The 23,821-nt window shown below is 62.2% G+C and carries 22 protein-coding genes and 1 pseudogene; 11 read left to right on the top strand and 12 right to left on the bottom strand.

Translation table 11 applies throughout. The features are described 5' to 3' along the window. Nucleotides 1–56: 56 nt before the first annotated feature. Nucleotides 57–1,112, bottom strand: coding sequence for a sugar phosphate isomerase/epimerase (locus tag EOA78_RS27745; protein ID WP_127318074.1), 1,056 nt, complete (start codon nt 1,110–1,112; stop codon nt 57–59). Between the two features lie 399 nt (nt 1,113–1,511). Here EOA78_RS27745 and EOA78_RS27740 point away from each other — a divergent pair, with 399 nt between their 5' ends. The 4 genes from EOA78_RS27740 to EOA78_RS27725 are packed head-to-tail and all read left to right on the top strand — an operon-like array spanning nt 1,512 to nt 5,327. Then, the gene (locus tag EOA78_RS27740; protein ID WP_127318072.1) at nt 1,512–2,399 is read left to right on the top strand and encodes a sugar phosphate isomerase/epimerase; all 888 of its coding nucleotides are present in this window, start codon (nt 1,512–1,514) and stop codon (nt 2,397–2,399) included. Nucleotides 2,400–2,456: 57 nt separating this feature from the next. Beyond that, complete coding sequence (locus tag EOA78_RS27735; RefSeq protein WP_127318070.1) at nt 2,457–3,626, top strand: mandelate racemase/muconate lactonizing enzyme family protein; 1,170 nt, start codon at nt 2,457–2,459, stop codon at nt 3,624–3,626. 2 nt (nt 3,627–3,628) lie between these two features. Further along, entirely contained in the window at nt 3,629–4,345 is a 717-nt protein-coding gene (locus tag EOA78_RS27730; protein WP_127318068.1) for a FadR/GntR family transcriptional regulator, read from the top strand. A gap of 1 nt (nt 4,346) precedes the next feature. Continuing rightward, nucleotides 4,347–5,327 carry a hydroxyacid dehydrogenase gene (locus EOA78_RS27725; protein ID WP_127318066.1) on the top strand — a complete coding sequence of 327 codons (981 nt, stop codon included), beginning with the start codon at nt 4,347–4,349 and terminating at the stop codon, nt 5,325–5,327. A gap of 132 nt (nt 5,328–5,459) precedes the next feature. Here the strand turns inward: EOA78_RS27725 and EOA78_RS27720 are convergent. Continuing rightward, a pseudogene (locus tag EOA78_RS27720) lies at nt 5,460–6,729 on the bottom strand (amidase); the annotation flags it as partial. A gap of 119 nt (nt 6,730–6,848) precedes the next feature. On the opposite strand from EOA78_RS27720, the gene EOA78_RS27715 reads away from it, so the two are divergent. Next, nucleotides 6,849–7,196 carry a GFA family protein gene (locus EOA78_RS27715; RefSeq protein ID WP_127318064.1) on the top strand — a complete coding sequence of 116 codons (348 nt, stop codon included), beginning with the start codon at nt 6,849–6,851 and terminating at the stop codon, nt 7,194–7,196. 37 nt (nt 7,197–7,233) lie between these two features. Here the strand turns inward: EOA78_RS27715 and EOA78_RS27710 are convergent, their stop codons facing one another. Beyond that, on the bottom strand, nt 7,234–8,142 hold the full coding sequence (locus EOA78_RS27710; RefSeq protein WP_127318062.1) for an SDR family oxidoreductase: 909 nt from the start codon (nt 8,140–8,142) through the stop codon (nt 7,234–7,236). A 95-nt stretch (nt 8,143–8,237) separates the two neighbouring features. Between EOA78_RS27710 and EOA78_RS27705 the strand changes: the two genes are divergently transcribed. Then, nucleotides 8,238–8,807 carry a helix-turn-helix domain-containing protein gene (locus EOA78_RS27705; protein WP_127318060.1) on the top strand — a complete coding sequence of 190 codons (570 nt, stop codon included), beginning with the start codon at nt 8,238–8,240 and terminating at the stop codon, nt 8,805–8,807. A 60-nt stretch (nt 8,808–8,867) separates the two neighbouring features. Here the strand turns inward: EOA78_RS27705 and EOA78_RS27700 are convergent, their stop codons facing one another. Then, a complete protein-coding gene (locus tag EOA78_RS27700; RefSeq protein ID WP_127318058.1) occupies nt 8,868–10,079 on the bottom strand; it encodes an MFS transporter in 1,212 nt (403 codons plus the stop codon). Between the two features lie 91 nt (nt 10,080–10,170). Here EOA78_RS27700 and EOA78_RS27695 point away from each other — a divergent pair, with 91 nt between their 5' ends. Then, nucleotides 10,171–11,142, top strand: coding sequence for an AraC family transcriptional regulator (locus EOA78_RS27695; protein ID WP_127318056.1), 972 nt, complete (start codon nt 10,171–10,173; stop codon nt 11,140–11,142). Between the two features lie 52 nt (nt 11,143–11,194). Here the strand turns inward: EOA78_RS27695 and EOA78_RS27690 are convergent, their stop codons facing one another. From EOA78_RS27690 to EOA78_RS27660, 7 genes are all read right to left on the bottom strand, one after another. Further along, entirely contained in the window at nt 11,195–12,280 is a 1,086-nt protein-coding gene (locus EOA78_RS27690; RefSeq protein ID WP_127318054.1) for an ABC transporter ATP-binding protein, read from the bottom strand. Further along, a complete protein-coding gene (locus EOA78_RS27685; protein WP_127318052.1) occupies nt 12,280–13,389 on the bottom strand; it encodes an ABC transporter ATP-binding protein in 1,110 nt (369 codons plus the stop codon). The genes EOA78_RS27690 and EOA78_RS27685 overlap by 1 nt, the downstream gene beginning before the upstream one ends. Continuing rightward, entirely contained in the window at nt 13,386–13,595 is a 210-nt protein-coding gene (locus EOA78_RS27680; protein WP_065009763.1) for a hypothetical protein, read from the bottom strand. Before EOA78_RS27680 ends, EOA78_RS27685 begins: the two co-directional genes overlap by 4 nt. Next, complete coding sequence (locus EOA78_RS27675; RefSeq protein ID WP_127318050.1) at nt 13,592–14,551, bottom strand: carbohydrate ABC transporter permease; 960 nt, start codon at nt 14,549–14,551, stop codon at nt 13,592–13,594. Before EOA78_RS27675 ends, EOA78_RS27680 begins: the two co-directional genes overlap by 4 nt. A 1-nt stretch (nt 14,552) precedes the next feature. Then, the gene (locus tag EOA78_RS27670; RefSeq protein ID WP_127318048.1) at nt 14,553–15,458 is read right to left on the bottom strand and encodes a sugar ABC transporter permease; all 906 of its coding nucleotides are present in this window, start codon (nt 15,456–15,458) and stop codon (nt 14,553–14,555) included. 73 nt (nt 15,459–15,531) lie between these two features. Then, complete coding sequence (locus tag EOA78_RS27665) at nt 15,532–16,848, bottom strand: extracellular solute-binding protein (RefSeq protein WP_127318046.1); 1,317 nt, start codon at nt 16,846–16,848, stop codon at nt 15,532–15,534. Between the two features lie 357 nt (nt 16,849–17,205). Next, on the bottom strand, nt 17,206–17,889 hold the full coding sequence (locus EOA78_RS27660) for a TetR/AcrR family transcriptional regulator (protein WP_127318044.1): 684 nt from the start codon (nt 17,887–17,889) through the stop codon (nt 17,206–17,208). A gap of 112 nt (nt 17,890–18,001) precedes the next feature. Here EOA78_RS27660 and EOA78_RS27655 point away from each other — a divergent pair, with 112 nt between their 5' ends. From EOA78_RS27655 to EOA78_RS27645, 3 genes are read left to right on the top strand one after another with little or no spacing between them, the layout of a single operon-like run. Further along, on the top strand, nt 18,002–19,198 hold the full coding sequence (locus EOA78_RS27655) for a Tm-1-like ATP-binding domain-containing protein (protein ID WP_127318042.1): 1,197 nt from the start codon (nt 18,002–18,004) through the stop codon (nt 19,196–19,198). Between the two features lie 11 nt (nt 19,199–19,209). Beyond that, complete coding sequence (locus tag EOA78_RS27650; protein WP_127318040.1) at nt 19,210–20,139, top strand: phosphoenolpyruvate hydrolase family protein; 930 nt, start codon at nt 19,210–19,212, stop codon at nt 20,137–20,139. Nucleotides 20,140–20,143: 4 nt separating this feature from the next. Continuing rightward, nucleotides 20,144–20,563: a cupin domain-containing protein gene (locus EOA78_RS27645; RefSeq protein ID WP_127318038.1), complete on the top strand. Its 420-nt coding sequence runs from the start codon at nt 20,144–20,146 to the stop codon at nt 20,561–20,563. On the opposite strand, the gene EOA78_RS27640 is transcribed toward EOA78_RS27645, so the two are convergent. Beyond that, nucleotides 20,560–21,750 (bottom strand): Xaa-Pro peptidase family protein, encoded by a 1,191-nt coding sequence (locus EOA78_RS27640; RefSeq protein ID WP_127318036.1) that lies wholly within the window; start codon nt 21,748–21,750, stop codon nt 20,560–20,562. The genes EOA78_RS27645 and EOA78_RS27640 overlap by 4 nt on opposite strands. A 273-nt stretch (nt 21,751–22,023) precedes the next feature. On the opposite strand from EOA78_RS27640, the gene EOA78_RS27635 reads away from it, so the two are divergent. Then, nucleotides 22,024–23,634: an ABC transporter substrate-binding protein gene (locus tag EOA78_RS27635; protein ID WP_127318034.1), complete on the top strand. Its 1,611-nt coding sequence runs from the start codon at nt 22,024–22,026 to the stop codon at nt 23,632–23,634. Nucleotides 23,635–23,821: the final 187 nt, after the last annotated feature.

Genomic DNA, 23,821 nt, shown 5'->3' with positions numbered 1-23,821 from the left:
ACCCCACCCCGATCCGCTGCGCGGATCGACCCTCCCTCGAGGGAGGGAAAAAAGCGCTAGATTCCCATCATGGCGCGCAGCACCTTTTTGTCGGTCGCGCCGCCGGCGAAATCGTCGAATGCTTTTTCCGTCACCCTGATGATGTGATGCTGGATGAAGGGAGCGCCTTCGGCCGCGCCATCCTCGGGGTGCTTCAGGCAGCATTCCCATTCCAGCACCGCCCATGAATCGTAGTCATATTGGGCGAGTTTGGAGAAGATGCCGCCGAAATCCACCTGTCCGTCGCCGAGCGAGCGGAAACGCCCGGCCCGGTTCGTCCAGCTCTGATAACCGGAATAGACGCCTTGCCGGCCGGTCGGATTGAACTCGGCATCCTTGGCGTGGAACGCCTTGATCCGCTGGTGATAGATGTCGATGAATTCGAGATAGTCGAGCTGCTGCAACAGGAAATGCGACGGATCGTAATTGATGTTGCAGCGCTTGTGGCCGCCCACCGCGTCGAGGAACATCTCGAAGGTCGCACCGTCGAAGACGTCCTCGCCCGGATGGATTTCGTAACCGACGTCGACGCCATTGTCCTCATAGACGTCGAGGATCGGCTTCCAGCGTTTTCCCAGTTCGGAAAATGCTTCCTCGATCAATCCCGCCGGCCGTTGCGGCCAAGGATAAAGGTAGGGGAAGGCCAACGCTCCGCAAAACGACACCGACGCCTTAAGCCCGAGATTCTTCGAAGCCTTGGCGCCGAACTTCATCTGTTCGACCGCCCATTGCTGCCTGGCTTTAGGATTATTGTGCACCGCAGGCGGCGCGAAGCCATCGAACTGCGCGTCATAGGCCGGATGCACCGCCACCAACTGTCCCTGCAGGTGCGTCGACAGCTCGGTGATCTCAACGCCCGCCTCGGTGCAGATGCCCTTCACTTCGTCGCAATAGGCTTGGGAAGACGCCGCCTTCTCGAGGTCGAACAGCCGGCTGTCCCAGGTCGGGATCTGCACGCCCTTGTAGCCCAGCCCGGCCGCCCATTTGGTGATCGCCGGCAGCGAATTGAACGGTGCGGCATCGCCTGCGAACTGCGCCAGAAACAGCCCAGGACCCTTCATTGTCGACGGCATCGGCATCCTCCCTAATTATCCACGACCAAGCATAGCGCCGATTGAAAGCAGGGCCAGCCTCTTTGGTCTTTTCTCGACAGGCGCTAGTACGCACCGCTATTCTGGTATTACCAAATATGGTCATTTGGTCAAGCGGTGCCACTCGCAACCAGCGCTGCGAAAATTGCCGGGCAGCGGACTAATACGCCAGTTTTATCAATGAAATAATCATGGACCGGGGCTGCCTTGTAGGATTTCTTGCCGTCCAGTTGAAATTGCTGTAGACCTCTTTTCACGCCCAATTGGTCGAACCAGTTTACGACAAATTCTGGAGCGCCTTGGGGAGAAAATCATGCAACGCACTCTGGTGGAGTGCGTCGCAGGCGAACTGTTACAGGCGAATTCTGGGAAGGACAGACCATGCATCTTTCGACGCACAACTGGATGCGGGCGGAACCATTGGAGACGACGCTCAAACGCATCAAGAAATTCGGCTATGAGTCGATCGAAATTTCCGGCGAGCCCGAGCAATACAAGACCGAGGAGACGCGCGCGCTCCTGAAGGAGCACGGCATCCGCTGCTGGGGGGCGGTGACGCTGATGCTGGGCGAGCGCAATCTCGCCGCCAAGGACCAGGGCCAGCGCGAGCGCTCCGTACAGTACGTCAAGGATGTGCTGACGATGGTAAGCGAACTCGACGGCGAGATCATCACCCTGGTTCCCGCCACCGTCGGCAAGGTGGTGCCGGACGGCACCGAAGAAGAAGAATGGAAATGGGTGGTCGACGCCACCAGGGAATGCTTCACCCATGCCAAGAAGGTCGGTGTCAAGATCGCGGTCGAGCCGCTCAACCGGTTCGAGACCTATCTGTTCAACCGTGGCGCCCAGGCGCTGGCGCTGGCCGATGCAGTCAGCCCCGAATGCGGCGTCTGCCTCGACGCCTACCACATTCACATGGAAGAATTTAACGTCTATGACGCCATCCGGCAGGTCGGCAAGCGCCTGTTCGACTTCCATGTCGCCGACAACAACCGCTTCGCCGCCGGTCTCGGACAGATCGACTGGCCGAAGATCGTCGGCACGCTGAAGGAGGTCGGTTACGACGGCGCGCTGACCAACGAGTTCGTCGCCCCCGTCGACCGCACGCCGGCTGCTCCCTATCCCGACATGGTCGAACGCAATCCGGTCGACATCTCGCCGGAGCAGCTCAAATTCATTCAGGACCATGGTTCCAGCGTGCTGACGGAAAAGTTCTACACCGATCAGATGCGTATCAACGCTGAAACGTTGCTGCCGCTGATCAAGTAGTCGGTCCGTTTGAGAATGAGCCTTCCGCCCTGACCGGCGGCAAGGCCGGGGATGAACATGCGCATCAAGACGGTCCAAGCCTGGTGGGTCCGTATACCGATCGAAGCCGCGAAGCAGCACCGCAGCGACTTCGGTCAGGTGACGACGTTTGACGCCGCCATCCTGCGCATCGAGACCGACGACGGGCTGGTCGGCTGGGGCGAAGGCAAGAATGCTGCCGGCAGCACCGGCAGCTATGGCGCCCTCGTCCACATGCTGAACCACGAGGTCGGCCCGCAGCTGATCGGCTGCGATCCGGCCGACATCGGGGTGATCTGGGAGATGCTCTACAATGGCGTGCGCCACGACAGTGCCGCGCAAAACGGCCACGCCATGCCGCAACTGGCGCGGCGCGGCATCAGCGTCGCTGCGATCAGCGCCGTCGACATCGCGTTGTGGGATATTCTGGGCAAGGCGCAGGGGGTTCCAGTCTGGCGGCTGCTCGGCGGCCGCAAGCTCGACCGCATGCCCGCCTATGCTTCCGGCGGCTGGGCCTCCACCGAGGCGATCGGCGACCAGTTAAAATCCTATATCGCCAAGGGCGGTTTCAAGGCGCTGAAGATGCGGATCGGCGCGATGGACGGCGCTCCGCATCTTTCCGCCGCCCGCGTGCGCGCCGCAAGACAGGCGCTCGGCCCCGAGGTCGACCTGATGGTCGATGCGCATGGCACCTATACGGTGGCGGAAGCCAAGCGCTTCATCCGTCTCGCCGGCGATCTCGATCTGGCCTGGTTCGAGGAGCCGGTCATCGCCGACGACAAGCCCGGCATGGCCGAAGTGCGGGCGTCCGGCTCCATCCCGATCGCCACCGGCGAAAGCGAAGCGACGCGCTATGCTTTCCGCGATCTCGCCACGCTCAAGGCGGCCGATATCTTCCAGCCTGACCCGGCCTTTTGCGGCGGCATCAGCGAGGCGATAAAGATCGGCACCATCGCCAGCGCCTTCAATCTGCGCTTTGCGCCGCATCTGTGGGCTGGCGCGCCTTGCTTCTTTGCCGGGCTGCATGTCTGCGCTGCTTCGCCGGCTAGCTTTACCATCGAGTATTCGCTCGGCGCCAACCCGATGATCCACGATCTGATCGAGGAGACTGTCGAAGCAAAGGACGGTATGATAGCGATCCCGGAGAAGCCCGGACTGGGATTCACCCTTTCGGAACGGTTCCTGGAGGCGCACGCGCTACGCGGCTGATCATGAAAGAAAAGAACCTTCTCGCGGAACTCGCTGCCTATCTGTTCTCCCACTCCGACAAGGCGACGGGCCGAACGCCGTCGGAGCGTGAACTGGCGGAGCATTTCGCCGTCAGCCGCGGCCAGATCCGCGAGGCGCTGGCCATCCTCGAAGCTATGCGCATCGTCGAGCGCCGGGCCAAGTCCGGCATCTACATCGACACCAAGCAGGCCAGCGTCGAGGCGATGGCGCTTTTTGCCAGGGCCGGCCTGCCGCTTGATCCGATCCAGATCTACGAGACGGTCGAGTTGCGCAAGATCCACGAGATCAAGGCCGCCGAGCTTGCCTGTTCGCGCGCTACCGAGGAAAATTTCGAGCGGCTGCGCGAAATCCTGAAGGCGTCGGAAGAGCGCATTGCGGCAGGCGAGGGCCTCGCCAAGGAGGACCGCGAATTTCACCTTGAAATCGTGCGGGCAACCAAGAACAGCGTTTTTCACAACATATGCAGCGTCTATTACATGATGGGCGAGCAACGCCTGCCGATCTATTTCAACGATCCCGAACGCAGCGTGCGCTCGCATGCCGAACACATCCAGATCTACGAGGCGCTGCTGCGCCGCGACGGCAATCTCGCCCAGGCGCTGATGAGTGCCCATCTACAAGGCGCGGAAAGTTACTGGAAAGGCCTGATCGAGGGCGGCGAGGCAGAACCTCACAGCCCAGCACTCGAACAGGTCTGATATGCCTAAAATCCTGTTGACGCACACGCTGCACCCGCGCGCCTCCGCCATGCTGACTGGTGCCGGCGAACTCGTCGTCGCTTCCGCCCTCGATGCGGACACGCTGGCCGCCGAGGCGAGGCACGCCGATATCATCATCGTTCGCGCCCCGCTGCCATCAGCGCTTTTCGAAGGTGCTACGAAGCTCCGGGCTGCGATCCGCCACGGCGCCGGGCTCGACATGGTTCCGATGGAAGCGGCCACTGCAGCCGGAGTGCTGGTGGCAAACGTGCCGGCGGTCAATGCACGGTCGGTCGCCGAATACGTGATGTTCGCGGCTCTGGCGCTGCTTCGGCGTTTCCGCATGGTGGACCGCGACTTGCGGGCGAAGGGCTGGCTGGCCGGCCGCGACCACACCATTCTCGCCAGCGAGCTCGCCGGCAAAACGATCGGCATTGTCGGCTTCGGCGCCATCGGACAGGCAGTCGGCCATATCGCGGCACATGGTTTCGACCTGAACGTGGTAGCGACGACGCGCAGCATGAGGCCGGCGCTCGACAGGGTGGGCTTCCTGTCGATCGACGCACTGATCGAGCAGAGCGACATCGTCGTTCTGTGCTGCCCGCTGACACCGGAGACGCGCGGTCTTATCAACCGCGAGCGCATCGGTCGAATGAAGCCACATGCGCTGCTGATCAATATTTCGCGCGGGCCGGTGATCGACGACGATGCGCTGATCGAAGCCCTGCAAAAGGGCAGCATCGGCGGTGCCGCGCTCGACGTCTTTGCGACGCAGCCGCTGCCTTCAGATCATCCCTATTTCGGCTTCGACAATGTCATCGTCACGCCGCACATGGCCGGCATCACCGAGCAATCGATGATGCGCATGGGCGTCGGTTCGGCTGATGAAGCCTTGCTGGTGCTGGCCAACAAATTGCCGGTCAATCTGCGCAATCCCGAAGTGGTCGAGCACTACCGGCGGCGGTTTCCGGCCGATATCTGAGCACCTCAACGGCTAATGCATGTTGCGCAAGTGCGCAGCGGTTTTGCGATAACGACATGCAAGAAACAAGAATTTAAAGCGCGTCGCATGAACCCGTTCAGACGCGACGCGCTTTAAGCAGTGCCTCGACTCCGCCGCGATGCGCAGGAGACGGTGGTCGTGGCCGTGGCGCGCCACCAGCATCAGCCCGGCCGGGCGCGCCATTCCCGGCATCGGCAGCGAGATCGCGCAGAGGTCGAACTGGTTGGCGACCTGCGTGTTGCGCAACAGAAGGCCTTCCGTACGCATACATAGAGCTTCGTCGCTGGTCATAGACACGATGGTCGGCGCGATGACCGGTGTGGTCGGCAGGGCCAGCACATCGACGGACACCAGCCGCTCGTCCATGGCGGCGACAAGCGCCGTGCGGCGGCGGATTGCCCTTATATAGGCCGTGGCCGGAACGGCGGCGGCGCGCGACAACGGCTCGCTCACCCGCGGATCGACCGGCGTCGTCACACCTGTCGCCAGCCAATCTGCATGTACCGCGGCGCCCTCCATTGCCGCGATCGAGGCCCGCTTGGTTACCCCTCGCAAATCGGCAAGGAGGTCATCGATGGACAGATCGGCGAGGTATGCACCCGCAAGCTCTACCTTGCGAACACATCGCTCGAACGCCGCCAAGACCTCTTTTTCCGTATCCTCGAAGAGCGCGCCGCGCGGAATGCCGATGCGCAGTCCGGCAAACGGAAGCGGAACCAGAGCCACAGTCTCCTCGCCCGCCATCACCGCGTCGGCTGCGGCACATTCGGCGACGGTGCGGGCAAGCGGGCCAATAGAGTCCAACGTGGCCGACAGCGAGAGAACGCCATCACGCGGCACCCGGGGTGCCGTCGGCTTGAACCCGACGACACCGTTCAGCGATGCCGGAATGCGCACCGAACCGCCGGTGTCAGAACCGATCGAGATCTCGCTCGTGCCTTCGGCGACGGAAACACCGGCGCCGGAGGATGAGCCACCCGCAATCCGGCTGGCGTCGGCCGCATTGCCGGGCGTGCCGTAATGCGGGTTGACGCCGATTGCGGTGAAGGCGAATTCGGTCATATTGGTCTTGCTGAAGATGACAGCGCCCGCCTGCCGCAATCGTTGCACGATGACGGCATCCCGCAGCGCCGGCGCCGCGGTGTTGAGCAACAATGATCCGGCCGTGGTCGGCTCACCGGCGACATCGAACAGGTCTTTGATCGACAGAATTGTTCCGTCGAGCGGCCCCGAGCGTCACGCCGGCTCTGCGCCGACCATCGGCGGCATCGGCTGCTGCCCGTGCGGCTTCCGGATAGAGCTTTACGAACACGCTTTCATTGTCCGCGCGGACGGCGAGACGCGAAAGGACGACTTCGAGGCGGTCGCGGACGGATTGCATTTTCGGTGTCGGACTCCAGGCGCCTGCAACGTCTTACAGGCAACAGCCAATACGTGGCTCGGCGAGACATAACCCGGCATGGGCGGATTTGCACCCCAGTCGGACCGAAGGAGGAAGACATGCTCTACAAAGGCAACTGCCACTGCGGCAAGGTCGCGTTCGAGGTCGACGGCGATCTGACCGGCGCCGTGCGATGCAATTGCTCGATCTGCTCGCGCAAGGGCGCGCTGCTATGGGCCGTGCCGCGCGAGGCATTGCGGGTGCTTGCCTGGGGCGACGATCTTGGCAAATACGCCTTCGGCAACCATGTCATCGCCCACCGGTTCTGCCGGACCTGCGGCATCCATCCCTTCGCCGAGGACGTCAGCGAAGGGGGCGAACGAAGCGCCTACGTCAATCTCCATTGCATCGACGATCTCGATCTGGACGCTGTGCCGGTGATCGATTTCGATGGTCGCTCGGCTTGAAGCTGAAGCGGCTGTCGGCTCGCGGTCCTCAACCAATCTAGCGGTACCCCGCCGCGTCGGCCGGCTTACCGGCATCCTGGATTTCCGGAACATAGCGCCAGGCATCAGGGCGCGAGCCGTCGACATCGGTGAAGCCATAGATCTGCGCCAACCCTCCGCTCGATAGCGACTGTCCGTTCCAGCGCGAGCGATCCGGGTCCGCAGCCAGTGCCGCTATCGCGCGGCCAATGAAGCGCGGTGTCTCCGAGATGACGAAGTGCGGCACCCTTGCGGTCGCCTCGCGCCAATTCTCTTCGGTGACACCGAACGCCTCCAACATCATTTCGGACCGCAGCCAGCCGGGCGTCAGCGAGACCGAAGTGGCGCCATGCGCGGCGAGATCCTTGGCGTGAGCCCATGCCATACGCGTCACCGAGACCTTGGCGAGATCGTAAAAGGGCGACAGCCGATAGTGGTCGGCATTGTATTCGGCGGTGCCGTCGGTGACTTCGACCAGCAGCCCGCCGGGACGCTCGATCATGAGCGGTAACGCATGGTGGGCGGTGATCAGATGCGTGTCGATGCCGAGCTTGAGCATGCGCAGCCCATTGTCGAGATTGTGCTCCCAGACCGGCTTGTTCCATTCGAACAGCTTTTCGCCGCCCCATATGTCATTGACCAATATATCGAGGCGGCCCTGTTCGGCGCGGATCCGGTCGATCAATTTGCCCACGTCCTGGGAGATCAGGTGATCGACCCGCACCGCAATGCCTTTGCCGCCAAGCGCTGTGACCAGCTCAGCCGTTTCCTCGATGGTTTCCGGGCGGGCATATTCGGATGGATTGCCGCGCGTCGACCTGCCGGTGACGTAGACGGTCGCGCGCGCTGCACCCAGTTCGACCGCAATGCCCCGGCCGGCCCCACGCGTAGCGCCGGCGACCAGAGCGACTTTTCCTTGAAGCGTCATTACGTTCTCCCAAATCTCGATTCGACCAGGCAGGCGCTGGTTTTTGTCACCATTGTAATATATAAACGATCATTCGGTTATAAATGGATGTCAAGATGCCTCGGCCAAAAACCCAGTCCGATGAAGACGTGCTCGAAGCAGCGCACAGGCTGATTTACGCGCATGGCCCGGAGGCGCTCACCTTCGAGCGGCTGTCCGAGGCGTGCGGGCTTTCCGGCTCGACCCTGGTGCAGCGTTTCAAGAGCAAGGCCGCGCTGAAGCAGAGGACCTTGCTGCAGGCATGGGACCGGCTGGACGGCAAGACGGAAAGGCTGGCCGCGGCCGCCCCAAGATCGCCGGCTGGAGCGATCGGGCTGCTGGTGGCGTTGTCGCGTGACTATGGCGGCATCGAATCCTATGCCGAGGGGTTGCTCGTGCTGCGCGAGGACCTGCGCGACCCCTTGCTTCGCGCACGCGGCGCGTCCTGGAAGGCATCCCTGTGCGACGTGCTCGACGCCTGCTTTGCCTCAACCGGCAGTGCCCCACCTGACATCGGCCTGTTGATGGCTTCGCATTGGCAAGGCTCGCTGCTGTGGTGGAGTTTTGATCCCACGATCGAGGTAGCCGCCTATGTCGAAGAGAGCCTGAACCGTTTCGTGACTGCGATTTCAGCCCGAAACCCGTAGCCGGGTTTCGGGCTGATCAATGGTGAGACGCTGGAGGCGTCGAGCATCGGTGGCCCGCCCCTAACTAGCGCGCTTCGGGCCAAGCCAAAACGCCGCCAAAGCCGCCAGCAAGGTCGCGATCCCGCAATAGGCGAATGCGCTGGCCACGCCGGCGTGATCGACCAGCAATCCGCCGAAGATGGCACCCAGCGCGATCGCCACCTGGAATGTGGCGACCATAAGCCCGCCGGCGCTTTCGGCCTGGTCGGGAGCGGCTCGCACCAGCCAGGTTTGCAGCCCGACCGGCACCGCACCGAAGGCAAAGCCCCAGGCGGCAACCGCCATTGCCGCCACCACGGGTGAGGCACCGAGAACGAGCAGCAGGAGCGCTGACAATGCAATCAGCAGAGGCGCCAGGCCGACGGCTGCCTTGAGGTTGCGCTCGGCCATGAAGCCGCCGGCGAAATTGCCGAAGAACCCACCAATGCCGTAAGCGAGCAGCACCAGCGAGATCGTCTCGATATCCAGTGCCGGAACGTTCTCGAGAAATGGCCGGACATAGGTGAAGCCGGCAAAGTGTCCCGAGGCCACCAGCAGCACCACCAGAAGTGCTGCCCTGATCGTCGACCGCTTCATCACCTCCAACAAGGTGCGAAAACTGGCCACGCCCGCCGCCGGCAGCTTCGGAAGGGTGGCGACCTGCATCAGCAGCGCCAGGGCTCCGACAACAGCCGCGATCATGAAGGCCGTTCGCCATCCCCAGACGTCGCCGACATAGGCGCCAACCGGGGCCGCACAGACCGTCGCCACCGAAACGCCGGTGAGGATGATCGACATAGCGCGCGGCATCAGCCGCATCGGAACAAGCCGCATCGCCATCGCCGCCGACATCGACCAGAAGCCGCCGAGGCTGATCCCGAGCATGATGCGGGCGATCAGAAGAACGGGAAGCGAGGACGCAAACGCCGCCAGGAGGTTCGACAGGATCAGGAGCACGGTCAGTCCCCACATGACTAGCCTGCGGTCGAGCCGTTTGGTGATGATAGCCATAGTCGGGGCGGCGATCGCGCCGACAATGGCCGTCGCTGTCACCGCTTGGCCGGCAGTGCCCTCCGTCACACCGAGGTCCTGCGCCAGCGGCGTCAGCAGACTGGCAGGCAGGAATTCTGCGGTTACCAGCCCAAACACACCGAGGGCGAGGGATACGACCGCCCCCCACGCCGGCTCGGCTCGTTCGTCGGTTTCCGCGGGGTCGAGAACGGCGTCCATGACGCCTGTCGCGGGTTCGGTCATGATGGATCTCCGGTCTGGTTGCAGCGCAACATTTGACTGCAACGCAACATAGGGAGTGACCGTCTGGAGTTTCCATGCTAGAAACACCATCATGCTTGACCATTCGTCCAAAGTTCCGGTCACTGGCGATCCGCTGACAGACATATTGCGCGGGTTGCGTCTTGATGGCGTCGAGTATGGCCGGTGCGAGATGAAGGAGCCCTGGGGCATCCAGTTCCCGGCTCAGACGGCGGCGCGATTTCATTTCATCGGCCGCACAGGATGCTGGTTGCTGCAGCCGTCCGGCGAATGGGTGGAACTCAATGCAGGCGACGCGGTGCTGTTGCCGCGCGGTGCAGCACATGTCCTGGCCAGCGAACCGGGCACCGAGGCTTCGCCGATCCAGGGTTACGAGGTCGCAGAGGTCTGCAAGGGCGTTTACTGCCTGTCGAACGAAGGCTGCCGGCCGGGGACCCTGCTGTTTTTCGGCAGCATGTATTTCAATCTCGATGGTTTGCACCCTTTGCTGGGCATGATGCCGGACGTCATGCGTGCGCACGAACTGGAAGCCTATGAACCGGCCATTCCGCATCTGCTGGAGGCCATGGCGCGCGAAGTGACGATGGAGCGCGTCGGTTCCGGCGGCATTCTGGCACGGCTTGCCGATGTGCTGGCCGCCACCGTCATCCGGTCATGGGTCGAGCGCGGTTGCGGCGACTCGTCCGGATGGATCGCGGCGGTGAGAGACCGCGAGATCGGTCGCGTGCTAGCCGCGATCCATCTCGAACCGGACCGCGATTGGACAGTGGAAACGCTCGCCAGGATGATGGGCGCCTCGCGATCGGGTTTCGCGGAACGCTTCGCGACGATCGTCGGCGAAACCCCGGCGAGATATGTCACCCAGGTGAGAATGCACCAGGCACGGCAATGGCTGGTCCGCGACCGGCTGAAGATTTCCGTCGTCGCCGCTCGCCTCGGTTATGAATCCGACGCCTCGTTCAGTCGGGCGTTCAAACGCGTCATCGGATCGGCTCCCAGCCATTTTCGGGCCGAGGAACAGGCTGAGACCCGCCAAGCCGGCTAAGCCTGGACAGAGGCTTCAAGCCGCTTAGCATCCTCCCGCCCAACGGGTGCGCTTAGCCCGCGTGGCGGAGACTGATCCCGCTTCCCTTGTCGAACAGCACCACCTTGTCCGGATCCCAGGCAAAGCGCACCGGCTGCTCGATCTCGACATCGGTTCTGGCCGGCACCGTGGCCCGCAGCATGGCGTCGCCGACCCGCAGGGTAAGGATCTTTTCGACGCCATGGTTCTCGACATCGTGGACGCGCGCTTCCACCGGCGCCCCGCTCTCGAGATAGACATCCTCGGGACGAATACCGAAGACGAGCGGGCGACCGTCGGTCGCACCGCTCGTCTTGGCACCCCCCGTAAAAGGCAGTTCGAAATTCAGCGGTGCCATCACCGCGCGGCCGTCGACGAGCTTGCCGTCGATGAGGTTCATCGGCGGCGAGCCGACGAAGCTCGCCACATAGGTGTCGCGCGGATTGTTGTAGATCTCATACGGCGTGCCGGTCTGGACGATGCGGCCATGATTGAGCACGCCAACCTTGTCGCCCATCGACATCGCCTCGATCTGATCGTGCGTGACGAACAGGAAGGTCTGACCAAGGTTCATTTGGATGTTCTTCAGCTCGGTGCGCAGCGCCTCGCGCAGCTTGGCATCGAGGGCCGACAGCGGCTCATCCATCAGGAATACGCGGGGCTTCCTGACGATGGCGCGACCAATCGAGACGCGCTGCATCTCGCCGCCAGAAAGGCGATCCGTCTTGCGGTCGAGCAGATGCTCGATGCGCAAGGTCTTGGCAACGCGCTCGACGCGCGTCTTGATCTCGTCGGGCTCGATGCGGCGGATTTTTGGCTTCAGCGGAAATTCGAGGTTTTCGCGCACCGTGTAGCGCGGATAAAGCGAGTATTGCTGCAGAACCAGCGCCACGTCGCGCTCGGCCGCACCCCAGTCGGCGACATCAGCGCCGTCGATGAATATCTGCCCCTCGTCCGGCTTTTCCAGGCCCGCGATCATGCGCAGCGTCGTCGTCTTACCGGCGCCGGTCTCGCCGAGCAGCACGAAGAACTCGCCGTCGGCAATGTCGAGATTGAGCCCGGTCAATGCGGTGTGATTGCCGAATGTCTTCGAGATGTTCTTGAGCTGGATATGGGCCATCAGAGTCTCACCTCCAGCGAATTGCCGCTTGTTGTGTCGAAGAAGTGCGCCTGCGCCGGGTCGAGCTTGGCGAAGACCTGGACCCCCGCCTTGCCGACGAATCCGGAACGGGTGCGGGCGCGCAACATCTGTGCCCCGACCTTGAGGTCGACGATATCGTAGGAGCCAAGCGGTTCGATGATGTGCGCCTCGACCGGCAGATAACCGTCCGTCGGCTCGCGCGAGACCATCACTCCTTCGGGGCGGATGCCGAGTGCAAGGCGGTTCTGCTCGACGCTCGCGGCGTCGAGCTGGCCGACCAGTTCGGCCGGGAAAAGGAACCCTTCCGCGGCCCCGTCGACGGTGACCCTGGCGCCGGAGCCGTTCATCGTCACCGCCGCGTTGGCGACGTTCATCACAGGCGAGCCAACGAATTGCGCGACAAACAAATTGGCCGGGTGCGTATACACTTCCGATGGGCTGCCTACCTGTTGCAGAACGCCCTCATGCATGATGACGATGCGGTCGGCAAGGCTCATCGCTTCGATCTGGTCGTGGGTGACGTAGATGGTGGTCGAGCCCTGCTTTATGTGCAGCCGCTTGATCTCCGCACGCATCTCCTCGCGCAGCTTGGCGTCGAGCGCGCCGATCGGCTCGTCCATCAGCATCGCCTTCGGCCGCCGCACCAGCGCCCGGCCGATCGCCACGCGCTGCATGTCGCCACCCGACAGCGCCGACGGCTTCTTGCCGAGCAGGTCGGTGATCTGCAGCACTTTGGCGACCGAGCGCACCTCGCCGTCGATTTCGGCCTTGCTCTTGCGCATGGCGCGCAACGGAAAAGCGATGTTCTCGTAGACGCTCATATGCGGATAGAGCGAGAACGATTGGAAGACCATGGCAATGTCGCGGTCGGCAGCCTTGAGATGCTGGACCGGCTTGCCGTCGATGAGGACATCGCCGCCGTCGATCGTCTCCAGTCCGGCGATGGCGCGAAGCGTCGTCGTCTTGCCGCAGCCCGACTGGCCGAGCAGCACGATGAACTCGTTGTCGTCGATCTTGAGATTGAGGTCCTTGATGACCTGAACGGCGCCAAAGAATTTCTGGACGCCACGAAGCTCGATCTGGGTCATGGGTGACCTTCTTTTTCCGGCGCGCCGGTCGCCTGCGGCTTCTGCCTTGGACCGACCCAGCCGGTGATCATGAACGTCAGCAGCCCGACAATGATGATTGTCAGCCCGTAGCGGTGCAGGAAGAGATTCCATGGCTGGCAGAGCGCGATGATGCCGCACACCATCACGATCTCGGCCGTGCGCTGGATTGTAGCATGGCGGATCATTTGCGGATCGCTCCGAAGGACATGCCGCGCAGGAGGTGGTTGCGCAACAGGAAGGTGAATATGGCGACGGGCAGCAGGAACAGGAAGGTGCCGGCCGCGATGACCGTCCAGTCGGGCAGGCCGGAACCGACCTGGCTTGGAATGAACGGCGGCGCCGTCTGGGCGCGGCGGTTGGTCATGATCAGCGCGAAGGCATATTCGTTCCACGCCGTGATGAAGCAGAACACGGCGGTGGCGGCGATGCCGGTGGCCGCCTCCGGCAGCACGATCTTGAAGAAGGCCTCCATGCGCGTATAGCCGTCGACGAGGGCCGCCTCCTCGTACTCCTTCGGAATTTCGTCCATGAACCCCTTCATCAGCCATACAGAGAAGCTGAGGTTGAAGGCGGTGTAGAGGATGATCAGGCCCCAATGCGTGTCGTTGAGGCCGACCGCCCGGTACATCAGGAACATCGGGATGGCGACGACGACCGGCGGCAGCATGCGCGTCGACAGGATGAAGAAAAGCAGGTCCTTTTCCCCCTTTACCTTGAAGCGCGAGAACCCGTAAGCCGTGAAAGTGCCCATGCCGACGGCGAGGATCGTCGAGGTGATGGCAACGATCAGCGAATTCATGAAGCGGCTCGGATAGCCGGACCACTGCACCTCGCCCCTGCCCGAGCGCACCACCTTCTCGCCGCCGTCAAACACCAGGCGCTCCCACCACGGGGCGGCGGCGTATTGTTCCGGCGTCGGCGCAGTGCGCAACTGCGACCGCTTGGTGAAGAGCTTTACGAAAGGCGATATCTCCGGCTGGAACACCACCGTCGGCGGGATGGTGGTGGCGAGGTTGCGCGGCTTGAACGCCGTCGACGCTATCCAGTAGATCGGCGCCAGGAAGATAATCGTGACGATCAGCACACCGACGATGGCGAGCTTGTTGAACGAACGCTCGGTAGAGGTGGTGACGGCGGCCATTCTAGCGCTCCTTCACCTTGTTCAGGTATTTGACGTAGATGTTGGTGATGGCCAGGATCATGATCAGCACGATGTAGGCGAGCGCGCAGGAGCGCCCGGTCTGCCATTCCTGGAACGCCATCTTGTAGAGCCGGATCGAGATCACCTCGGTGGTCGGCTGGCTGGTCAGGATGTAGGCGAGATCGAAGGTCTTGAACGCCTCCATGGTGCGAAAGATGATCGCGATCATCAGGATCGGCGCGACCAAAGGCAGAGTAATGCGAAAGAACGTATAGAACGAACCGGCGCGGTCGATCGCGGCTGCTTCGTAGAGGTGCTTCGGCACTGCCGACAGGCCGGCGAGCGACAGCAGCATCACGAATGGCGACCACATCCAGATGTCGGTGATGGCAACCGCGTAGAGCGCCATGTCGGGATTGGACAGCCACTCGAAGGAGCCGAGGCCGAGCGTATAGTTGATGATGCCGAAGGACGGATCGTAGAGCAGTTTCCAGAACAGGCCGACGACGGCCATCGACAGCATCATCGGTAACAGCAGCAATGTCGTCAGCAGGCCCTTCAACGGGATATCGCGGTTGAGCAGCAGCGCCACGCCGAAGCCGACGATGACCTGGCCGACTACGGAGACGATCACATATTTGGCGGTGATGGCGAAATTCGACCAGATGAACGGGTCGTTGAGCAGCTCGCGGTAATTCTGCAGTCCGACGAAATTGGCCGCCGCGGGGCTCGACGCGCGAAAGTCGGTGAAGGAATAGCCGAGCGAATAGATCAATGGAAAGATGTTGAAGACGATCAGGAAAACGATCGTCGGAATGATGAAGAGATTGCGGATCGTCATATCGCTCATGCCGCGGGCGGCAGAGCGCGAGTTGGGATCCAGCGTGGTCATGACTGCAGTGGCCAAGGCCCGTTCCTTCCTTGTCCGGAAAAGAAAACGGAAGGGGCGGGCTCCCGCCCCCTCCGAGCGTTAGTGCCGTTTACTTCACGCGGTTGTATTTCTTGAACGTCGCGTTCCAGTCCGCGGCGAGCGAATCGAGCACTTCCTTGGCCGTGCCCTGATTGCCGGTGATGTACGGATAGACGCGTTGGTTCATCTGGATGAGCAGCTCGGCATATTCCGGCGTCGCCCAGAAGTCCTTCACCTTGAACATGGTTTCGTAGAAGGCCTTGTTGTAAGGTGTGGCGTTCTGGAATTCAGGCGACTCGAGCACCTTGGCGCTCGCGGTGTAACCGCCGAGCTCCGCCCATTTCTTCTGCGTCTCGTCTTTGATGAACCATTCCAGGAACTTCATCGCCTCTTCCTGATTCTGGGAATAGGAGATGACGGAGATGCCCTGGCCGCCGAGCGCGGCGAACTGGTCGCCGTTCGGTCCTGGCGGGTTGGCGAAGAAGCCGGTGGCCTTGGCATTCGGGTTCGAGGCTTCGTTGATAAGCGCCGGGAAGAAGGCGAAGTAGTTCATGCTCATCGCCGCCAGGTTCTCGGTGATCGCCTGGTTGTCCTCGATGAAGAACGCCTTGGCCCAGCCAGGAGGGGTGAAGGAATAGAGCTCCTTGTAGGCCTCGAGCGCCTTGACGTTCTGCTCAGAGTTGATGATGCCGTCGACCTTGTAAGTGGCATAGTCGCCAAGTTCGCCGCCGAAGGAGAAGATGGCGTTCTCGACGCCCATCACCAGAGCGTCGTAGGAGTTGTCGGTGTAGATGGCGACACCGTAGCGCTTTTCGTCGGGACGGTGAAAGAATTCGGCGATGTCGCGCAGCTGCTTCCAGTCCTTCGGCACGCCGAGATCGTAGCCGTACTTGGCTTTGAAGGCTTCCATCTCCTTCGGGTCTTCGAACCAGTCCTTGCGATAGGACCAGCCGACCGCGTCGCCCTCGGCCGGGATCGACCAGTATTTGCCCGAGTTGGACGGATATTCGGCGTAGTATTTCACCGTCGCCGGCGCCATCACTTCCTTCAGGTTGTTCTTGTTGAAGAAGTCGGTGAGGTCGACATAGTGGCCCGCCTCGGAGGCGGCGCCGATCCACTGGGAATCGCCGACGACCATGTCGTAGGCGCTGCCCTTGGCGTTGAACTCGGTGAATGCCTTGGTCTGGAAGTCGGACCAAGGCGTGGTTTCGACCGTGACCTTCACGCCGCTCTCGGCCTCGTAAAGGTTGACGAGTTCCTGCAAATAGTTCGCCGGATCCCATTCAGCCCAGAATATGGTGAGTTCCTTGTCCTGCGCGTAGACGGACGTTCCGCAGGCGAGCACTAAGCCGATACCAGCAAGCATGCTGGTCATTGTCTTGCGCATAATCATTTCCTCCCTTGTGCGCATTCTACCGTATCACGCGAGCCGGCGGTGAGGCCGACCCTGGTAGTTCCTCCCGTGGTGGCAGCGTTCCGGTTTCGAGCCTGCTCGCTCGGCCGGAATGGATTGCAGCCCTCACTTTCAATCCGCCATATTGTCCTGATCTGGTATTACCAATTTCGGACACACGTCAAGCTCTTTCTTGGACGATGGCAGCCCCTCAGACAAGCGGATTCCAGCAACATCTGTCTGTTTTTCTTAAATTTTCCTACTCCTTGATACGCAAGGGCCTTGCTCGCGTTACGGTCCGTCGACTATTGTCGGTAATCAGCATCCCAATCTGGTCGAACCAGATCAATGCTATTCCGTGGCTGTCGCCGGCGTGCTTTTGCCTCCTTCGGTTACCGATTCCATCACTGCAGCCCGCACCAGGGCGCCGGCTGCCCATTGCGCTACCGACATCATCTTGCGGCTGTCCAGCCCCCATATGTCCTTCAGTATGATGAGCACTTCGACGCCGAAGATCAACGACAGGGCCTGCGCCAGGCGCTTGAATTCGCGCGGCGGCAGCCGGTGCTTGAGCGGTGCGATCGCGTCCTTGAGCAGATCGACGCGATGGCCGCGCGTGAAGGCCGGCTCGCCGCCCAGCGTGCCTGCCTGCCGCCGCGCCCACTGGTCGAGCGACAGCTTCAGCGCCGCCTTGAAGGTCGCCTCGAAGGCTTCGATGCGCGGCATGGCCGTATCGAACAGTTCAACGACGCGGCGCTCGGGATCGCCCGAGGCTGATTTCCAGGTGAGGATCGGCCCAAGTCCTTCGTCGACCACCGCCTGCACCAGGGCCGCCTGGCTTGGAAAATATCGATAGGCGGTGGCGCGGGAGACTTCCGCCGCTTCGGCGACCTCGCTGACCGAAGGCGTGGCGCCCGCCTGCATCAGCCTTGTCGCCGTCTCCAGCATCAGCCGTCTTGTGCGCGCGCGCGGTCCGCGTGCGGCTCCAGAACCGGCATCGTCGGAAACCGCCGCTTGTTGACGTGAGACGTTCATGTCAATACGATACGCGCGTCTCAAAAAATTGCAATGGCCTTCGCGATGCCGAACGGCCGGGCAAAGAGCGGCAGGCGGCAACGCCGAGCGCGCCTAGAACCGGGGAAACGCAATGAAGCGCGTCTATGTGGTGGGCACCGCCGACACCAAGGGTGAGGAACTCGCCTTTCTGGCCGATGCGGTCGCTGCTACCGGTGCTGCTGTCGCCCGCATCGATGTTGGAACGCGCAACCCAACCGTGCCGGTCGATGTCTCGGCCGAAGAGGTCGCCGGCCACCATCCCGGCGGCAGCAGTGCCGTACTGGGCATCGACGACCGCGGCACCGCAGTGGCGGCAATGGCCATCGCTTTCACCCGGTTTGTTCAATCGCGCACCGACATGTCAGGCTTGATCGGTATCGGCGGCGGCGGCGGCACTTCGATCATCACATCAGGCATGCGCGCGCTGCCGCTCGGCCTGCCCAAGATCATGGTTTCGACGCTCGCCTCGGGCGACACCGCACCTTATGTCGATGTTTCCGACATCGTGATGATGCCGTCGGTGACCGACATGGCCGGCCTGAACCGGCTGTCTCGTGTCGTGCTGCACAACGCCGCCCAGGCGATATCAGGCATGGCGGCAAAGCCGGCGGCGCCGCCCGACGGCAGACCGTCGATCGCCCTCACCATGTTCGGCGTGACCACGCCGTGCGTGACTTCCATCGCCGAACAGCTCCGATCGATCTATGACTGCATGGTCTTCCACGCCACCGGCACCGGCGGCCGCACCATGGAGAAGCTGGCCGACAGCGGCTTGCTGTCCGGCGTCATCGACATCACGACGACAGAAGTCTGCGACCTCCTGTTCGGCGGCGTGCTGCCGGCGACCGAAGACCGCTTCGGCGCGATCGCCCGCACCAGGCTGCCCTATGTCGGTTCGGTCGGCGCGCTCGACATGGTGAATTTCTGGGCGCCGCCGACCATTCCGGAACGCTATGGCGGGCGGCTGTTTTACGAGCACAATCCTAACGTGACGCTTATGCGCACGACACCTGACGAAAGCCGCAAGATCGGCGAATGGATCGGCACCAAACTGAGCCTCTGCGATGGCCCGGTCCGGTTCCTCATTCCCGAAAAAGGCGTCTCGGCGCTCGACATCGAAGGCGGCGCTTTCTTCGACCCCGAGGCCGATGCAGCACTCTTCGAGGCCATCGAGCGCACGATCAAGCCTGGTGACACGCGAAGCGTGACGCGCCTGCCAATGCACATCAACGATCCAGAATTCGCCAAGGCTGCGGTTGCGGCTTTTCTCGACATCGCCAGACAGTGAGAGACGAAGCCATGGCCGCCATACCGCGCAAGAAGATCCTGGAGAAATTCCGCAAGATGATTGCCGGCGGCGTGCCGATCGTCGGCGGCGGCGCCGGCACCGGTCTGTCCGCCAAGGCTGAGGAGGCCGGCGGCATCGACCTGATCATCATCTACAATTCCGGCCGCTACCGCATGGCCGGGCGCGGCTCCGCCGCCGGCCTGCTCGCCTATGGCAACGCCAACGAGATCGTCAAGGAAATGGCTTATGAGGTGCTGCCGGTGGTGAAGAAGACGCCGGTGTTGGCCGGCGTCAACGGCACCGATCCCTTCGTCATCATGCCGCTGCTGCTGACCGAGCTGAAGACGATGGGTTTTTCCGGCGTGCAGAACTTTCCGACCATCGGCCTGTTCGACGGCCAGATGCGGCAGAGTTTCGAAGAAACCGGTATGGGCTTCGGGCTCGAGGTCGACATGATCGCCGCGGCACACGAACTCGACCTGCTGACCACGCCCTATGTGTTCAATCCCGATGAGGCCCGCGCCATGACCAAGGCCGGCGCCGACATCATCGTCGCCCATATGGGGGTGACCACCGGCGGCTCGATCGGCGCGACGTCGGCCAAGTCGCTCGACCACTGCGTGACGGAGATCGACGCCATCGCTGAGGCGGCGCGTGTCGTGCGCAAGGACGTCATCCTGCTTTGCCATGGCGGGCCGATCTCGATGCCGGACGACGCCCGGTACATTCTCGAACGCTGCAAGGGCCTGCACGGCTTTTACGGGGCAAGCTCGATGGAGCGGCTGCCAGCGGAAGCGGCGATCGCCAGGCAGACAGCGGATTTCAAGGCCGTCACGCTGGAGCATCGGACCCAAAAGTGGGAACCGGTTTTGGGAAAATCCGATGCTCAAACTAAAAGACAAAGCGGCACAAAAACCGACGCCAAGAAAAAGAAGGGATGAGACGATGACCGACATGAACAAGGTGTTTGTCTATCCGAAGGAGGTCAGCGCCTTCGGCTTCGACTGGGGCAGACTGTCGTTGACGGTGGCGCCCGAGGTGAACGGCGCGACGCGCTTTTCCGGCGGCGTCGTCGACCTGCCGTCCGGCAAGGGCCACACGCGCCACAACCACCCGGGCGCGGAGGAAATCATCTTCGTCATATCAGGCAATGGCGAGCAGATGGTTGAGGACGACAAGGGCAATCCGGTCATTGCGAAGGTCGGCCCCGGCTGCACCATCTATGTGCCGGAAAGCCGCTTCCATTCAACGCTAAATACCGGCGATGGGCCGATGCAGCTCTTCGTCGTCTATTCGCCCGCCGGACCGGAACTGGCGTTGCGCGACCTGCCGGATTTCAGGCTGCTGCCGCCGGGCGGCGGCTAAGCCACCCCACCTCTGTTCCAACCCCTGCCCCGATCGCCGAACATGACGTAGCCAGTCTCGGTGACCGCCACAGTGTCTTCTAGCTTGATGAAGCCGCGCGTCGGGTGGAGCATCGTGGTCTCGACCGAGAGCACCATGTTTTTCTCCAGCGGCTTTACGGCATAGGTGCCTTCATATGTCACCGGATGGTTGGTCATCAGGAATGGCGCTTCATGCGTGATCAACCCCATGCCGTGGGCGAAGAAATCGGTATAGGGCGCAACCTTGGATTTCTTCAGCACGCCCTCCGCATAGGAAATCATATCACCGCCCATCGTGCCGGCGCGTACCTTGGAAAAGGCCGCCTGCTGCACCGTCTCGACCTCGGCTAAAAGGTCCTCGAGTTCGGCATCCGGCTCGCCCAGAACGCCCATGCGGCAGAGGTCGCCGATATAGCCGTGATAGTTGCCGCCTGAGTCGATCGACATTACCTCGCCCTTCTTCCACGCCTGTGGCGAGCCGGCGCGGTTGTGGCTGGCGCCCAGCGTCAGCAGGCAATATTCGAAATGCGCGCCGCGATTGGTCTCCTCGCGCCTGAGTTGCTCGATGATCTCGGTCTTGGTCGTGCCTTCGCGTGCCCAGGCAATAGTTGCCAGCATGGAATCGGTGATTAGTTCGGAGGCGACGCGCAGCTTGTCGAGTTCCGCTTCGGTTTTGATCGCCCGCATGCGCTCCAGCATATCAGTCGCATCGATCAGCTTGGCGTCCGGCAGCGCCTTGCGGATCAGCGTATAGGCATCCGACGGCAGGAAAGCCGGCTCGATGCCGATGCGGGCATCGCCCTTGCCGATTTTCGTCAGGTGCTCAACCGCGAGGTTGGCGGCGTCGAGCGTGCCCCAACAGGCGGCGTGCAAGGTCGGCGTCCAGAACGGGTTGTTCTGGTGCTCGCCGCCCTCCATGCGGTTGCCGATATAGGCAGCATGCTCCGGCCCACCCTTCTCGTAGACAAGGATCGGCAGATAGCGGCTGTGGCCGATCGCATCCATGGCGGCGAAGAAAATGAACCTGTAGCCGCCAAGCAGATATTGCGTGTTGTGCTTGGAGGTGGCGAGCAGCACATCGATGCCGGCCTCCTCCATCAGCCGATCGACCCTGGCATGATCGAACGGGATGGTGCTGACGGCATTCTTGCCCGGGACGACGTTCATCTTTCTCTCTCCCTGAAATTCCTGGCCGGCCGGTCGGATCGCCGGCTGTGCCCAGTTGTCCTACTAGATAGGTCTGGTCCTACCAGATAAGGTCGGATTGGACCCCTTCTTGTAACTGGTCCAGCGCACGAAATTTTCAAAGCCACGTGAGGATGCGCCAAATCCGTCTCTGGCGAAACCCTCGGCAAGGCTCATAATCACCTTGCAAGGAAGCCGTCTGGCGTCCGAGGGTGGCCAACCCGGCCGGGTGGCTGAGAGGGACGGAGTTCGATCATGTCAGATTTCACGATTTCCAGACGCACCGTGCTTGCCGGTTCGGCATTCCTGCTGGCTTCGACGGCGCTGCCGACAATCGGCTGGGCACAAACGCCGAAGAAAGGCGGGCGGCTGGTCGTCGCCGCCGATTCCGAGCCGCGCAACCTCAACCCGGCGATCGTCGCTTCGAACGGCGTGTTCTTCATTTCGAGCAAGATCGTGGAAGCGCTGGCCGAGGCGTCCTTCGACGGCAAGGACGGGCTCGACCCGCGCCTGGCGATAGGCTGGGAGGGCGCCGCCGATGGCCTGTCGGTGACGTTCAAATTGCGCGAGGGCGTCAAATGGCATGACGGCAAACCCTTCACCTCCGCCGACGTCGCGTTCTCGGCGCTGCAGATCTGGAAGCCGCTGCAGAATCTCGGCCGCACCGTGTTCAAGGATCTGGAGGCGGTCGACACGCCGGACGAACTGACGGCTGTGTTCAAATTCGCCAAGCCGACACCGTTCCAGCTGATCCGCAATGCCTTGCCGGCGCTGAGCAGCGTGGTGCCCAAGCACGTCTACGAGACCGGAAAGATCGAAGAGAACCCGGCCAACAATGCGCCCGTTGGTACCGGCCCGTTCAAATTCGCCGAACACAAGTCAGGCGAATATTACCGGCTGGAGAAGAATGCCGATTATTGGGGCAAGGACCAGCCTTACCTTGACGAGATCATCTATCAGGTGCTGCCCGACCGCACCTCGGCCGCAAGCGCGCTCGAGGCAGAAGAGATTCAGCTCGCCGCCTTTTCCGCGGTGCCGCTGGCCGATCTCGACCGCATCTCCAAGGTGCCTGGTCTCAAGGTGATTACCAAGGGTTATGAGGGGCTGACCTATCAGCTCGTCGTCGAGATCAACCATCGCCGCAAGGAACTGGCCGACCTGAAGGTGCGCCAGGCGATCGCCCACGCCATCGACAAGGATTTCGTCGTCAAGACGGTGTTCCTCGGCTACGCCGCCACAGCCACCGGCCCGGTGCCGAAGAACGATCCGCAATTCTATACGACCGACGTGCCGACCTATGCCTTCGATGTGGCCAAGGCCAACGCACTGCTCGACGAAGCCGGTTACAGTAGAGGCGACGACGGCAAGCGCTTTTCGCTGAAACTGCTGCCGGCGCCCTACTTCAACGAAACCAAGCAGTTCGGCGACTATCTGCGCCAGGCGCTCGCCGCCATCGGCATCGACGCCCAGCTGGTCAACAACGACTCGGCCGCGCATATCAAGGCTGTCTACACCGACCACGCTTTCGACCTCGCGGTCGGGCCGCCGGTGTTCCGCGGCGACCCTGCGATCTCGACAACCATTCTGGTGCAGAGCGGCATTCCCGACGGGGTGCCTTTCTCCAACCAGGGCGGCTACAAGAACGACGAACTGGACGCCCTCATCGCCAAGGCGTCCGAGACACTCGACCCCGCCGCGCGGACGGAACTTTACAAGGAGTTTCAGAAAAAGGTCGCAGCCGACCTACCGCTGATCAACGTCGCCGAATGGAGCTTCATCAGCGTTATCAGAGATACGGTGGGGAATGTCGCCAACAACCCGCGCTGGGCGGTGTCGAACTGGGCGGACACTTATTTGGAATCGTGACACTATCGCGCGGATGAAAATTCGTAGCGAAGTCGTAGAAACTTGGTCAAATGCCGAGTTCCTCCACACCCCCCGCTGTCCTGCCGGACAGTGTCCGGCAGGACAGCGGGGGGTGGGAAGAAACACCGCATCTCCTGGTTACCATTGCGCCGGCTCACTGGCGCCGCCATGACCCGCAGCCTCACCC

Origin of the sequence: Mesorhizobium sp. M5C.F.Cr.IN.023.01.1.1 (genome assembly GCF_003997585.1) — a bacterium.
Classification (GTDB): Bacteria; Pseudomonadota; Alphaproteobacteria; order Rhizobiales; family Rhizobiaceae; genus Mesorhizobium; species Mesorhizobium wenxiniae.
This window is presented reverse-complemented; position numbering and strand designations above follow the sequence as displayed.